We start from the raw sequence: 13060 nt of genomic DNA on the forward strand, positions 1-13060 counted from the left end.
ATTAATGCGCCTTGCTGGGGTCAAAGGCGTCGCGTACCGCTTCGCCGATAAAAATGAGTAAAGACAGCAGCACCGCCAGCACCAGGAAAGCGGTGATGCCGAGCCACGGCGCCTGAAGGTTGTTCTTGCCCTGCAGCAACAGTTCGCCGAGCGACGGGGAGCCTATTGGCAGGCCGAAACCCAGGAAGTCGAGCGAGGTCAGGGTCGTGATGGAGCCGCACAGAATAAACGGCAAGAAAGTCAGCATCGCCACCATCGCATTGGGCAGCATATGGCGATACATAATGACCCGATCCTGCACCCCCATGGCGCGTGCGGCGCGGATATAGTCGTAGTTGCGGGTACGCAAGAACTCGGCGCGCACCACGCCCACCAGGCTCATCCAGCCGAATAAAATGGTGATGCCGAGCAGCCACCAGAAATTGGGTTGTACGATGCTCGACAACAAAATGATCAAAAACAGCGTCGGCATGCCCGACCACACCTCGATAAAGCGCTGGCCCCACAGGTCTATGCGCCCGCCGTAGTAGCCCTGTACGGCACCGACGCAAACGCCAATCACGCTGGAGAACAGCGTCAACGCCAGTCCGAACAGCATCGAAATACGAAAGCCATACAGCACGCGGGCCAGCACGTCGCTGCCGTTGCCGTCGGTGCCCAACAGATTGTGGCGTGAAGGCGCGGAGGGGAAGGGCACTTCGGTAGCGAAATTGATGGTGTCATAACTGAAACGGATCGGCGGCCAAACAGCCCAGCCGTGGCTGTCGATCTGTTTTTTTACGAAGGGATCCTGATAGTCGGTGGCGGTGTTCAGCTCGCCGCCGAAGGTGGTCTCGCTGTAGTCGATGATGAACGGCAGATACAGGCGCCCTTCGTAGCGCACCAGCAGTGGCCTGTCGTTGGCGATCAGGTTGGCCCCCAGGCTGAGGACAAACAGCACCAGAAAAATCCACAGCGACCAGTAGCCGCGGCGGTTGCTGCGAAAACGTGCCCAGCGCGCCTGGTTAATTGGGCTTAAGCGGCTCATTGGCGGGCCTCGAAATCAATACGCGGATCGACCAGGGTATAGGTGATATCGCTGAGAATATTCAACAGCAGGCCAATCAGCGTGAAGATATACAGCGTGCCGAACATCACCGGATAATCGCGCTGCAGCGTGGCGTCATAGCCCAACAGGCCCAGCCCGTTAAGCGAGAACATCACCTCGATCAGTAAAGAACCGGTGAAAAACATGCTGACAAAGGTCGCCGGGAAGCCGGCGATCACCAGCAGCATGGCATTGCGAAACACGTGACGATAAAGGATTTTGTTCTCGTCCAACCCTTTGGCGCGGGCGGTAACCACGTACTGTTTGCGGATCTCGTCGAGGAACGAATTCTTGGTCAGCATGGTCAGGGTGGCGAAACCGCCAATCACCGTCGCCAGAACGGGCAGGGTGATATGCCACAGGTAGTCGGTGATTTTGCTGTACCACGGCAGGGTATCGAAATTGCTGGAAACCAGACCACGCAGCGGGAACCAGTCGAGATAGCTGCCACCGGCGAACAGCACAATCATCAGAATGGCGAACAGAAAAGCGGGAATGGCGTAACCGATGATAATCAGGGTGCTGCTCCAGGTGTCGAAGGCGCTGCCGTTATGTACGGCTTTGCGGATCCCCAGCGGGATCGACACCAGGTAAATGATCAGCGTACTCCACAGCCCCAGCGTAATGGAGACTGGTAGGCTATGACCGACCAGCTGCATCACCGACGCGCCGCGGAACAGGCTGTCGCCGAAGTCGAGGCGCATGTAATTCCACAACATGGTGAAATAGCGCTCGTGCAGCGGCTTGTCGAAGCCATAGCGTTTGGTGATTTCGGCGATCACTTCCGGATCCAACCCGCGGGAGCCGCGGTATTGACTGTCCGTGGCACTGGCAACGCCGGTGCGCGCATGCCCCAGGCCGTCGCCTATTCCGCCGCCGCCGAAGCCGCTGCTCTGGCCCATTTCGATAGTGGCGATGGCCTGATCGACCGGGCCACCGGGCGCAATTTGCACGATAAAAAAGTTAATGGTGATGATCGCCCACAGGGTGGGGATAATCAGCAGCAGTCTGCGAATTAAATAAGCCGCCATCGCAGATTCCTTATTGTTGTTGAGTCGGCAAACGCGCCGCCTTATTGACGTCAAACCACCAGTTATCGAAGCCGATCACATAGGCCGGGCGGATAGGCGGCGTGGAGAATTTGTCCCAGTACGCGTAGCGATCGTGATTGGAATACCACATCGGCAGCATGTACCTGTTCCAGGTCAGTACCCGATCCAACGCCCTGCCCAGCGGCAGCAGGGCTTTCTCGTCGCCCTGGTGCGCGGCGATCTGCCTGACCAGGCTGTCGACGGCCGGATCGGTGACGCCGGGGGTATTCCAACTGGAGTTGATGTATTTGGAATCCCAAAGCGTCTCAAGGCTGGAGCTTGGGAAGGGCATAGCCAAATAGACCGTCGGCATCATGTCGAAATCACCGTCTCGCATACGCTTAGTGAACTGGGATATGTCGATCTCACGGATCTGCATATCGATGCCCAGCCGTTTCAGGTTGTGCTGGAACGGCAATACGTACTGGAAGTTGCTGCCGCTCAGCAGCATCAGTTCGAAGCTGAAGGGCTGGCCGGTTTTGCTGTTCACCAACCGCTGGTTTTTCACTTCCCAGCCGGCCTGGTTCAGCAACTGCGTGGCTTTCAGCAGGTTCTGGCGATCGTTGCCGCTGCCGTCGGAGGACGGTGGCTGGTAGATACTGGTGAAGACTTCCGCCGGTACCTTGCCCTTCAGCGGTGCCAGCAGCGCCAATTCAGCCGCGTCAGGATAACCGCTGGCGGCGTAAGGCGTATTTTGGAAATAGCTGTTGGTGCGTTGATAGGCATTGTAATACAGCGCCTTGTTCATCCAGTCAAAATCAAACGCCAGCGTGATCGCCTCGCGAACCTTGGGGTCGGCAAACAGCGGGCGTCTCATGTTGAAGGCCATCCAGCGGGTATTTTGCGCCGACTGGTTGGTTTCGTCCTGTTTGATTATATAGTTGCGGGCGAAATTGCCCCCCTGGTACTGGGTTGCCCAGTTTTTTGGCGAGCCTTCAATGCGGAAGTCATAGGCACCGGCCTTAAAGGCTTCCAGCGCAACTTTATCGTCCAGGTAGTAGTCGTAGCGTATGCTGTCGAAGTTAAAACGGCCACGGTTAACCGGCAGGTTAGCCGCCCAATAATCTCGCACGCGCTGATAGGTAATATATTGGCCTAGCCGGTAGCTGGAAATCTTGTACGGCCCGCTGCTGAGCGGCGGCGTGCTCAGGGGGTCATTCAACTTGTGATCTTTCCAGAAGCTTTGCGGCAATATGGGGAGACTAAACAGCCCCAGCAGTTTGTCTTTATCCGGCTGCGGGAATTCGATACGTACCGTCAGACGTGAGATAGCCTTGACCGTAATGCCTTTGTAGGCGACGCGAAACTGCGGTACGCCCTCGGTCATAAACTTGTTAAAGGTGAAGGCCACGTCGGCGGCGGTGATGGGCGTGCTATCGTGGAAGCGGGCGCGGGCGTTGATATCGATCTCTACCCAGCGCATGTCGGCCGGGAAGCGAGCAGATTCGGCAATCAGCGGGTAGTAGCTGCCTATTTCATCGTCCGAGGTAGTAAACAGAGAGTCATACAATGCGTCGGTGCGTTCGCCGGGCACGCCGCGGGGGGCGTAGCGGTTGAAGTTATCATAGGTGCCAATCGCTGCCAGCCGCACATCGCCACCTTTGGGCGCCGCCGGGTTAACGTAGTCGTAATGGCTAAAATCGGTGGAGTACTTGGGCTCACCGAGTTGGGCGAAAGCATAGCTTTCATTGAGGGTTTCAGCCTGCAGACCGAAACTCAGTGCTGAGAGCACCAGGGCAGCAAAAACGCGCACGGACATCTTGACGGTAAGCTCCTGCTGTAAAGTCAATTAAGCCTGCGGCCAGCATAACATTTGCCGCCGCGCCGCAGGGTAAAGAAGTTAAAAGATCAGCCCTTTAGCGCCTGATGATCCATTACGGTATGGGCATTGCAGAAGGCCACGAAGTTGTCGATGCTCAGTGGTCTGCTGTAATAATATCCCTGCATGAAATTCACGTCCTGTTCCTGCAGAAAGCTCACCTGTTCTGCGGTTTCTACGCCTTCCGCTACGGTTTGCATCTTCAGCTTTTTCGCCAGCGAAATCACCGCGTCCAGGACCGGGGCGGTGACCGTGTCCTGGCCGATGGAGTTAACGAAACCACGATCTATTTTCAGATAATCCATGCTAAAGCGTTCCAGATAGATCAGCGCGCTGTGGCCGGTACCGAAATCATCAATGGCGATCTCGATGCCCTGCTGGTGCAGCCAGTCGAACTCCGCCAGCGCATTGCCTTCTTCCACCATGCCGCGCTCGGTAATCTCAAAGACCAACGTAAAGTAATCGCCCGGCAGTTGCGCCAGCAATTCATACACGTCGTGATGGAAGGAGGGGGCGCTAAGATGGGAAGGGGAGATGTTCAGACCGAGCTTGGCCCCCTGCGGTAGCGCCGTCGCCAGCTTGGGTGCATCTTCGGCAATCAGGCGGAACAGATGGCGCGTTAGCGGCACAATCAGTCCTTCGCTTTCGGCATAGGGAATAAACAGATCCGGCGGGATGCGGCCTTCAATCGGATGCTGCCAGCGGATCAAGGCTTCCAGCCCGCCGATGGTGCCGCTTTGGGTATGGAACACCGGCTGATATTCGATAAAGAATTCGTTGCGCTTGATACCGCGCATCAGGGCGCGTTCCGGGCTCTGGCGCAGCAACAGCATGTAATAACAGAGCACGCCGATCATTAATGACAGTACCAGACTGCCCATCAGAGTCAGACGAATATCGTTGGGCGTCAGCTTTTGGTTATAAAACAGAATGGTCATCGGCGTGCCGGCGATAGAGATGCGATCGGCTTTCTCGTTCGGTAACTGGTTCACCGGCATTAAATTCGGACTAAAGCTGGTCAGCGCACGATCGCCCAGGATAATAGCGATCGCCGGTGCCCGCTCCGGGCGAGAGGTAAACAACTGATAGGGCATAAGCGCGATATCCAGCGTCGCCAGCACACCGGTGTCTTCTTTTCCAGGTTGACGTAACCAGACGGCTACTGCCGGTTTCCCCGGTACCAGCGGCGTTCCCTGCTGCAATTTGAGATCCAACGACTGATGTGGGTCAATCTCCGGATAGATGTTTTTCAGCGCCAGCATCATTTCGCCGGTGGCCGAAGAGCAATAGGCAAAGCCATTTTTTACCAGCATAAAAGTGCGTACGCCGGAATGGAAAGCAGCCTGGTAAGTAATATCCGGTTGGCTGGCAGAACAGGGGCGGTCAATCAGCGGCATTAACTGCTGCATGATGGTTGTCAGATCATTAAGCGTATCGGCTGTGAATTTTTGCGTGCGTTGCTCGACCCGATGTTGATATTGCGTGCGCTGGTGGTCAATCAGAGAGAGTGTAATCGCCATGAACAGGATAAAAAAGACCAGGGCTACGATGGCGCTTTTAGCCAAACTGCGTCGTCTGTGAGAGACGTGGCGTGCAAATGCCCTTTTCAAGCCCATAAACCTGCCCCCTGAGCACGGCGTATCAATTTGTTTTTGTTATAGAGTGACTGCGTAATATATCCCAACGGCGCTGTTGCAGTCATTATTCATCGATTATTTAACGGTTGTTAATCGTTTAAATCAGGCATGACTACCATTATCCCATTTGACGATAATAGGTGAGTTTTTCATCGGTGCGTAGTTTCCTACAAATAATATCGCGAAATACTGGGGTAGGGGCAAAGCGCGGCGAACGGATAATAAGATCTCAATCCGGAGCAGACTGCAGTGCAAAAAAAAACGCTGCCCGAAGGCAGCGTTCTATCGCTCGTTTGGTATTCAGGACAATCAGGTCATGCGCCGTCAGCTGCTGGTAAGCACCCGGCGGGCTTCGCGATAACGTTTATTCCAGTAGTTATCGCTCAGTTTCGAAATCATCACGCCGTTGCTGGTAGAGGCATGAACGAATTGATCGTTACCTAAATAGATGCCGACGTGGCGCCCGGTTGAACCGGCGCGAAACAGCACCAGATCGCCAGGACGCAGTTTGGTGCGCAAGATTTTCTTGCCCATGTCTTCCTGTTCGTAGGTCGAACGCGGTAAGTCCATGCCAAACTGTTCGCGGAAAGTACGCTGTACAAACGCCGAGCAATCGATGCCGCGCTTGGTTTCACCGCCTAAACGGTAGCGAACGCCTTTCCAGTCTGCATACTGATCCATAATCTTTGACTTGACGTCAACGTTACGGACCATTGCTTCGAATTCATCCTGAGAGGCTTGCAGTAAAAGACCGTCTTTGTCATTAACTGCACGCATCTCAGTTTGTGCGTTATTCAAGTTCGAAGTGTGAGTCGTGCTGCACGCGGAGAGCATTACCGCTGCGGCAATTGCAGGTACTACCCGCAAAAAATATCTCAGAAACGGTTGAGATTTGACCATTGTTATTGTTTTCCCTTGAAGTCCTTAACGACGTCAGTCGCTACCTGAAAAATGCCAAACGGAACGAGACTAATCTGCAGCTGTTTTAACGACAATCAGTTACCTCTGAAAACGTGCTGGAACGCACATTTTTAGTGGATTTGAAGCTGAGTCAGGTTAAACCAGGCACAAACGCATCCGAGATTACCGTAACGAATTGGGGATTGCGAGCCTTTTTCCACCCTTTTTTATATGAATTTGTGATGTAACATAATGTAAATCTTCATATAAAAAACGCTGATTGTCCGTTGTGATGGTTTTGCGTGAAATCAGGTGGCGAAAGCGTTAACGCGCTGATGGGGAAATAAACGAAATGCGGTGGGGAAATAATCAGGAGGCCGGCGGGCCTCCTGGGGATCATAACCAATAGTTATGACTATGCTGGACGGTGTTTACCGGGTAGCAGGCGATTCAGACCCCGGATCAGCACATCGCTAAACGGCGTCATCAGACACCAGCTGGCGCCAACCAGCACCACCGACAGCGAGCCGACGGCAATATCGGTAAACCAGTGGGCACCAATCATCACGCGCGGCAATGAAAATACCACCGTAATCAGCAGTGCGACGGCGAACGCGCGACGGTTGAAGTAACGCAACATAAAGCAGGAAAATATCATCAGCATCATGCCGTGATCGCCGGGGAAGCTGTCGCCTGAAGCGTCTTTAGTCGGAATACCGGTCAGTTCGCTGACGCGGTTAATATTCTCAAAGCTCAGCGACGGGCTAGGGTGTTTGACCGGCAGCAAATGCCCAAGCTGGTTCAGCACCACGGCGGTCAGCAGCATAACAACGCCGGTAATCAACAAGCGGCGACGGCCGGCGCCATCCTGCTGCAGGTAAAAGCACAGGTACAGAAGCCCCATGGCCAGCAGCGAAATGACGTCAAAGGCGCGGTTATTGGTGATAGCCACCAGATGTAAAAAACCGGGATCGGTAGCCAGATGACGATTAAAGAAGAAGAAAATTTCCGAATCCAGAGTAAACCAATAACCGTGATTCGCCGGCAAAAACCAGGACAAGAACAGCACAATGCCCAATATATTGAAGAAAATGATGAGGGGTAAGTTGCGGCGAGTCATGGCATAACCTGTAGTCTGTCTAAAGAGTAAAAGGGCATTAACGGTAAAGATCTCAACTTAAACGAATACTAAACAGCTTGGATTGCAACGCGTTCCAGTCCGCATTCTCGCTGTGAATCAGTTCAATTCGGCTGTCCAGCGGTGTAACAGGGCGCGTTTCGATATTGAGATCTTGCCCCTGACGGTTGATTAAAAGTGTACCTTCAGCAATACGTACCACACCTTTGGCGCGTTCGACCGGCGCCAGACGTATCCACTCCATAATGCCAACGGTGTCGAACACCGTATCGGCGTCAAAAATCCAACCACAGCTGTTAAAACCCTGGCCCTGGTTGAGCGCTCGACGCCAGCGGGAAGTTTCCGGCAGTCGCAATGCGGCCAGGCCCTGCGTTTTGGCATGACTATGATGATGTTGTGCATCGGGTAATTCTGTACGATTAGTGCGAGGTTGGTCGAGCCACGCGACATCGGCCTGACCGCGTTCAATATGATAAAGCGGACGCTGGTGGCCATCCTGTTCCATCCATTGCTGCAGGGCCATCAGATCTTGCGGCTGATAGGTGTCGCTTTTGCTGGCCAGAATAATGTCGGCGGCCGCCAGTTGATCGCGGAAGTTTTCGTTGTCGCGGTAGCGCGGTTCGCTGAGTTGGCGTGCATCCAACAGGCACAGCGTGGCCTGCAGATCGATCCAACCGGCGTAACTGTCTTGCGTCAGCAATGACAGGATCTGTTTCGGATGACCGAGCCCGGTGGGTTCGATCAGCAAGCGATCAGGCTTGTTTTGTTGCAGCAACATGTTCAGCCCGACCTGCATCGGCAGCCCGTTCACGCAACACATGCAGCCGCCAGGGATCTCCTTCAACACTGCGCCGCTGTCAGCCAGCAGCGCGCCGTCGATGCCAATTTCACCGAACTCATTCACCAGCACCGCCCAGCGTTCATGTTCCGGCTTGTTAGCCAGCAAATAGCGGATGGTGGTGGTTTTGCCGCTGCCTAGAAAACCGGTGATCAGGTTAGTTTTAGTCATTAATTATTCCTGATGTTAATGAATTTAAGGGCAATAGTTTGGCCATTCTACTTCACCAGGCAGGATGGCGCTGCTCTCCCTGCGTTAAGTCACAAATCCGACAGATTGAGATACGTCATTTTAAAGCAACAAAATGGCGATCATCATTAGGAAAAATCCCAGCAAAAACCGGATATTACCTAAGGGAAATAGTTGTTAGTAGCTTGTTTTAACTTTGTTAATTGCCCGATTACCCGCCAAATAAATGCCCTTACCTTGCGATTATTCCTAAGAAGATCCTCTATGTTTAAATTGGCTTAACAAAAAATGAGGTTGCCATGAATGTCTTTCGGTTATTTTTGATCGCAGGAATGTTGTTTTCATGGACGGCAGTAAGTCATGCAGGAACCACTGGCGGAGTTATTCGTTTTGTCGGATCTATTGTGGAAAGCCCCTGTACGGTGAAAGTTACCGCTTCAACGGCCAATACGCAATGTTACCGAAATGGGCAGCACTATCAAGACCAACAGGCCCTGTCGAAATTTGATGCTACACGCAAAGAACTGCCGCTGAATTTAGGTTCGACCGAAATGAAGTGGGTGGATCAACAGAAAAAACTTGCAGTGATGACGGTAGTTTATCGTTAAGTCGTTCGGCGATGCCGGATGATATCCGGCATCGTCATTTTCCCCGTTTTACTTCTTGTTCAATGGCTAAGCCAACTGAGTCGACACCCAGTTTTGCACCGTTTGACGCGCACCGCGATCGCGTAATGACAAGTAGGCGCGGGTGACCGCCGTGACAAATTCCTCGTTGGCCGCCAACGGCTCACCAAAAATAGCCGTTAGACCCAACAGGCCTTTTACCCGTTGTTCATCATCCGGCGTTGAAGCCACTGTCTGTTGCAGCGTAGCCAATAACGGATCGCGGATGTCTATTGGCTGCCCGGCCTCATCCACGCCGCCGACATAGCGCATCCAGCCTGCTACCCCGAGAGCCAGACCGGCATAGCTGCCGCCATGCTGCAGATGCCAACGCACCGAGTCCAGCATACGCTGCGGTAATTTTTGCGTGCCGTCCATGGCGATTTGCCAGGTACGGTGTTGTAACGCCGGGTTGCTGTAGCGCTCAATCAGCTGTGCTGCATAGGCGGGCAAATCGATACCGCTAACGTTCAGCGTCGGCGCCTGTTCAGCCAGCATCAGGTGGAGTGCGGCGCGGCGATAAGACTCATCGCCCATACAGTCGTTGATGTACTGATAGCCCCCAAGATACCCGAGATAGGCCAGGAAAGAGTGGCTGCCGTTCAGCATGCGCAGTTTCATCTGCTCAAAAGGCAGCACGTCATTGACCAACTGCGCACCGGCCCGTTCCCAGGCCGGGCGGCCGGCGACAAATTTATCCTCAACGACCCACTGGATAAAGGGTTCGCAGGCGATGGCGCATTCATCACGAACGCCACCGAGCGCCTCGGCCACCTCATCCAGCGTCTCTGGCGTAGCGGCGGGAACGATACGGTCTACCATGGTGCTGGGGAAGCTCACCTCGCGGGCAATCCAGTCGGCCAGCGCGCCGTCGCGCGCTTCGGCCAAACCGACGATCGCGTTACGCAGCACGTGGCCGTTTTCCGGGATGTTGTCGCAAGAGAGCAGGGTAAAGGCGGGCAGCCCACGTTCCAGACGCAGGCGCAGCGCTTCCACCAGGATCCCCGGCACGGTGGAAGGCTCGCCGGGATTCGCCAGATCGGCGTGGATCGCCTGATGTTGAAGATCCAGTTTTCCGCTGCCGGGTTCAATGCAATAGCCTTTTTCGGTAATGGTCATCGAGACAATCGCCACCTGTGGCTCCGCCAGCTTTTCCAATACGGCGCCAATCCCTTCCAGCTTGCGGTGTACGCTCTCATGCACCGCACCGATCACGATAGCCTGATTACTCGCCGCGCCTTTTTCCAGCACGCTGTAAAGATGGTCCTGCTGGCGCAGCGTCCGGAACAAATTATCACCGCCGAACAGGCTGATTTCGCAGATCCCCCAGTCGCCGCCCTGACGATTCAACACTCGATCGGTCAGTAGCGCCTGGTGGGCGCGGTGAAAGGCGCCAAATCCAATGTGCACCATGCGGCTCTGTAATGCGCTGCGATCGTAACCTGGCTGCTGGACGGCATCCGGAAGCGGCGTGTTGGCGATAGTCTTCATGCAAAGCTCCAAGGCTGAGTAGATGTGTTGGCGGTTAACTTTAAAAGTTATCAGACCAGTTTTTTTGTGCAGAATACGGCGCTCCTTCTACCGGGGATGCACGAATTTTCTGCCGCCAGTGTAAGGCTGTAAGCGCACTAATTACATGCGCGCGTGCAAAATAAGCCAGATCCGTGAAGTGGATCAACCAATCGCGGTTTCACTTTTGACAGCAATTGGCGAAAGAGTAAGGTGAAAGATAACCGATATCTATTTTATTTTGGTATAACAAGATGGCCGGAGCAGGGCGATCTTTATCACTTCCGCGATACTGGGCAATTTTTACAAGGATAAATAATGGAACAAACATGGCGTTGGTATGGGCCGAACGATCCGGTCTCTCTTGATGATGTGCGCCAGGCCGGCGCCACTGGCGTCGTCACCGCCTTGCACCATATCCCGAATGGCGAGGTGTGGCCGGTCGAAGAGATCAAGGCCCGTCAGGCCCTATTGGCGGAGAAAGGCTTGGTGTGGTCGGTAGTGGAAAGTATCCCGGTGCATGAGGAGATCAAAACCCACAGCGGCCATTACCGGCAGCATATCGCTAACTATCAGCAATCGCTGCGTAACCTCGCGGCCTGCGGCATCGACACCGTGTGCTACAACTTTATGCCGATCCTGGACTGGACGCGCACCGATCTGGAGTATTTACTGCCGGACGGGTCGAAAGCGTTGCGTTTCGATCAGACCGCCTTCGCGGCTTTTGATCTGCATATCCTGCAACGCGCTGGCGCAGAGCAGGATTACACGCTGCAAGAACAGGAGCAGGCTGCAACCTATTTTTCCGCGATGAACGAGGCGGAGGTTGCCAAGCTAACCGGCAATATTATCGCCGGATTACCGGGGGCCGAAGAGGGCTATACCCTCGATCAATTCCGCGCCCGCCTGGCGGAGTACGATGGGATCGACAAGGCGCAGCTGCGAGAGAATATGGCGGTGTTCCTGCGCGCCATTGTGCCGGTGGCGGAGGAGGTTGGCGTGCGTTTGGCGGTGCATCCGGACGATCCGCCGCGGCCGATTTTGGGGTTGCCGCGCATCGTCTCTACCATTGAAGATATGCAGTGGTTCAAGCAAACGGTCGACAGCCGGTATAACGGCTTCACCATGTGTACCGGCTCTTACGGCGTTCGGGCCGATAACGATCTGGTGCGGATGATCGAAACCTTCGGCGATCGCATCCATTTCACCCATTTACGTGCTACCTGTCGCGAAGAAAACCCGAAAAGTTTCCACGAGGGTGCGCATCTGCAAGGCGACGTGGACATGGTGGCGGTGATCGAGGCGATCCTCACTGAGGAGCAACGGCGCCATCAGGCAGGCGATCGCCGGCCGATCCCGATGCGTCCCGACCATGGACACCAGATGCTGGACGATCTGAAGAAAAAAACCAACCCGGGCTACTCGGCGATTGGTCGTTTGAAGGGGTTGGCGGAACTGCGCGGGGTGGAGCTGGCGCTTAAACGCCGCTTCTTCCCGGATTTGCCTTAAGCCATTAAAAAGGGGCCACACTGGCCCCAGAGTATCGACTAGTCAGCGCGGCTCATGTAGCGGCGCTCGGCAATATGAATGCGGATTTTGTCACCGGCGCTGAGGTATTCCGGTACCTGAATGGTCAGGCCGGTCGCCATGGTGGCCGGCTTGTTGCGGGCACTGGCAGAGGCACCTTTGATGCCCGGTGCGGTGTCGACAATTTCCATATCCACGGTCTGCGGCAGTTCCAGCGCCAACACCTGGCCATCCAGGGTCAGTACCTGCATGCCCGGCAGACCGCCTTCAGGAATAAACAGCAGTTCATCTTCGATCTGGTCTTTCTTAAAGATATACGGGGTGTAATCCTCGTCATCCATAAACACGTATTCTTCGCCGTCGATATAAGAGAAGTTCACCTTGCGGCGTGACAGGCTAATGGTGTCCAGAATATCGTCGCCCTTGAAACGCTCTTCAACCTTCAGCCCGGTGCGGACGTCAGAGAAGCGCATTTTGTACAAGGTGCTGGCACCGCGCGCGCTTGGGCTTTGCACATCAATGTCTTTCACCAGCAGCAGTTTGCCGTTGTAGTTGATCGCCATGCCGCGCTTAATTTCGTTAGCTTTTGCCATATAAAATAACCTGCAATGAAGAGTATTTGGGAAGTTGCGACAAGTTACTCGCGCCGCTGATTTCAGG

Annotated in this window: 11 protein-coding genes; 2 read left to right on the forward strand and 9 right to left on the reverse strand. The window is 54.5% G+C overall.

Annotated features, from left to right (window positions below; translation table 11 throughout):
* Window position 1 precedes the first annotated feature (1 nt).
* The 7 genes from AC1RKG_RS08280 to AC1RKG_RS08310 form a co-directional block, all read right to left on the reverse strand.
* Window positions 2–1027 carry an ABC transporter permease gene (locus AC1RKG_RS08280; RefSeq protein WP_020827779.1) on the reverse strand — a complete coding sequence of 342 codons (1026 nt, stop codon included), beginning with the start codon at window positions 1025–1027 and terminating at the stop codon, window positions 2–4.
* The gene (locus AC1RKG_RS08285; RefSeq protein ID WP_048759238.1) at window positions 1024–2118 is read right to left on the reverse strand and encodes a microcin C ABC transporter permease YejB; all 1095 of its coding nucleotides are present in this window, start codon (window positions 2116–2118) and stop codon (window positions 1024–1026) included. The genes AC1RKG_RS08280 and AC1RKG_RS08285 overlap by 4 nt, the downstream gene beginning before the upstream one ends.
* A gap of 10 nt (window positions 2119–2128) precedes the next feature.
* Window positions 2129–3937 (reverse strand): extracellular solute-binding protein, encoded by a 1809-nt coding sequence (locus AC1RKG_RS08290; protein WP_493182696.1) that lies wholly within the window; start codon window positions 3935–3937, stop codon window positions 2129–2131.
* Between the two features lie 89 nt (window positions 3938–4026).
* Window positions 4027–5613 (reverse strand): cyclic di-GMP phosphodiesterase, encoded by a 1587-nt coding sequence (locus tag AC1RKG_RS08295; protein ID WP_046373088.1) that lies wholly within the window; start codon window positions 5611–5613, stop codon window positions 4027–4029.
* Window positions 5614–5958: 345 nt separating this feature from the next.
* On the reverse strand, window positions 5959–6534 hold the full coding sequence (gene mepS, locus AC1RKG_RS08300) for a bifunctional murein DD-endopeptidase/murein LD-carboxypeptidase (RefSeq protein ID WP_041414762.1): 576 nt from the start codon (window positions 6532–6534) through the stop codon (window positions 5959–5961).
* A 415-nt stretch (window positions 6535–6949) separates the two neighbouring features.
* Window positions 6950–7654 (reverse strand): phosphatase PAP2 family protein, encoded by a 705-nt coding sequence (locus tag AC1RKG_RS08305; protein ID WP_020827774.1) that lies wholly within the window; start codon window positions 7652–7654, stop codon window positions 6950–6952.
* Window positions 7655–7706: 52 nt separating this feature from the next.
* Window positions 7707–8681, reverse strand: a complete 975-nt coding sequence (locus AC1RKG_RS08310; protein ID WP_187961684.1) for a CobW family GTP-binding protein — start codon at window positions 8679–8681, stop codon at window positions 7707–7709.
* Window positions 8682–8998: 317 nt separating this feature from the next.
* Here AC1RKG_RS08310 and AC1RKG_RS08315 point away from each other — a divergent pair, with 317 nt between their 5' ends.
* Window positions 8999–9307, forward strand: a complete 309-nt coding sequence (locus AC1RKG_RS08315; RefSeq protein ID WP_041414761.1) for a YmdA family protein — start codon at window positions 8999–9001, stop codon at window positions 9305–9307.
* Window positions 9308–9373: 66 nt separating this feature from the next.
* Here AC1RKG_RS08315 and AC1RKG_RS08320 read toward each other — a convergent pair whose 3' ends face one another.
* Window positions 9374–10855 (reverse strand): mannitol dehydrogenase family protein, encoded by a 1482-nt coding sequence (locus tag AC1RKG_RS08320; RefSeq protein WP_493182698.1) that lies wholly within the window; start codon window positions 10853–10855, stop codon window positions 9374–9376.
* Window positions 10856–11191: 336 nt separating this feature from the next.
* Here AC1RKG_RS08320 and uxuA point away from each other — a divergent pair, with 336 nt between their 5' ends.
* On the forward strand, window positions 11192–12382 hold the full coding sequence (uxuA, locus tag AC1RKG_RS08325; RefSeq protein ID WP_217331650.1) for a mannonate dehydratase: 1191 nt from the start codon (window positions 11192–11194) through the stop codon (window positions 12380–12382).
* 38 nt (window positions 12383–12420) lie between these two features.
* On the opposite strand, the gene yeiP is transcribed toward uxuA, so the two are convergent.
* Window positions 12421–12993 (reverse strand): elongation factor P-like protein YeiP, encoded by a 573-nt coding sequence (gene yeiP / locus AC1RKG_RS08330; RefSeq protein WP_020827769.1) that lies wholly within the window; start codon window positions 12991–12993, stop codon window positions 12421–12423.
* Window positions 12994–13060 lie beyond the last annotated feature (67 nt).

This window comes from Serratia sp. GW822-FHT06D09 (assembly GCF_058799515.1).

Coding starts and splice junctions, on each gene's coding strand:
- AC1RKG_RS08315 (WP_041414761.1), top strand. CDS start 8,999: ATGAATGTCTTTCGGTTATTTTTGATCGCAGGAATGTTGTTTTCATGG.
- AC1RKG_RS08320 (WP_493182698.1), bottom strand. CDS start 10,855: ATGAAGACTATCGCCAACACGCCGCTTCCGGATGCCGTCCAGCAGCCA.
- AC1RKG_RS08305 (WP_020827774.1), bottom strand. CDS start 7,654: ATGACTCGCCGCAACTTACCCCTCATCATTTTCTTCAATATATTGGGC.
- AC1RKG_RS08290 (WP_493182696.1), bottom strand. CDS start 3,937: ATGTCCGTGCGCGTTTTTGCTGCCCTGGTGCTCTCAGCACTGAGTTTC.
- AC1RKG_RS08285 (WP_048759238.1), bottom strand. CDS start 2,118: ATGGCGGCTTATTTAATTCGCAGACTGCTGCTGATTATCCCCACCCTG.
- mepS (WP_041414762.1), bottom strand. CDS start 6,534: ATGGTCAAATCTCAACCGTTTCTGAGATATTTTTTGCGGGTAGTACCT.
- AC1RKG_RS08280 (WP_020827779.1), bottom strand. CDS start 1,027: ATGAGCCGCTTAAGCCCAATTAACCAGGCGCGCTGGGCACGTTTTCGC.
- yeiP (WP_020827769.1), bottom strand. CDS start 12,993: ATGGCAAAAGCTAACGAAATTAAGCGCGGCATGGCGATCAACTACAAC.
- uxuA (WP_217331650.1), top strand. CDS start 11,192: ATGGAACAAACATGGCGTTGGTATGGGCCGAACGATCCGGTCTCTCTT.
- AC1RKG_RS08295 (WP_046373088.1), bottom strand. CDS start 5,613: ATGGGCTTGAAAAGGGCATTTGCACGCCACGTCTCTCACAGACGACGC.
- AC1RKG_RS08310 (WP_187961684.1), bottom strand. CDS start 8,681: ATGACTAAAACTAACCTGATCACCGGTTTTCTAGGCAGCGGCAAAACC.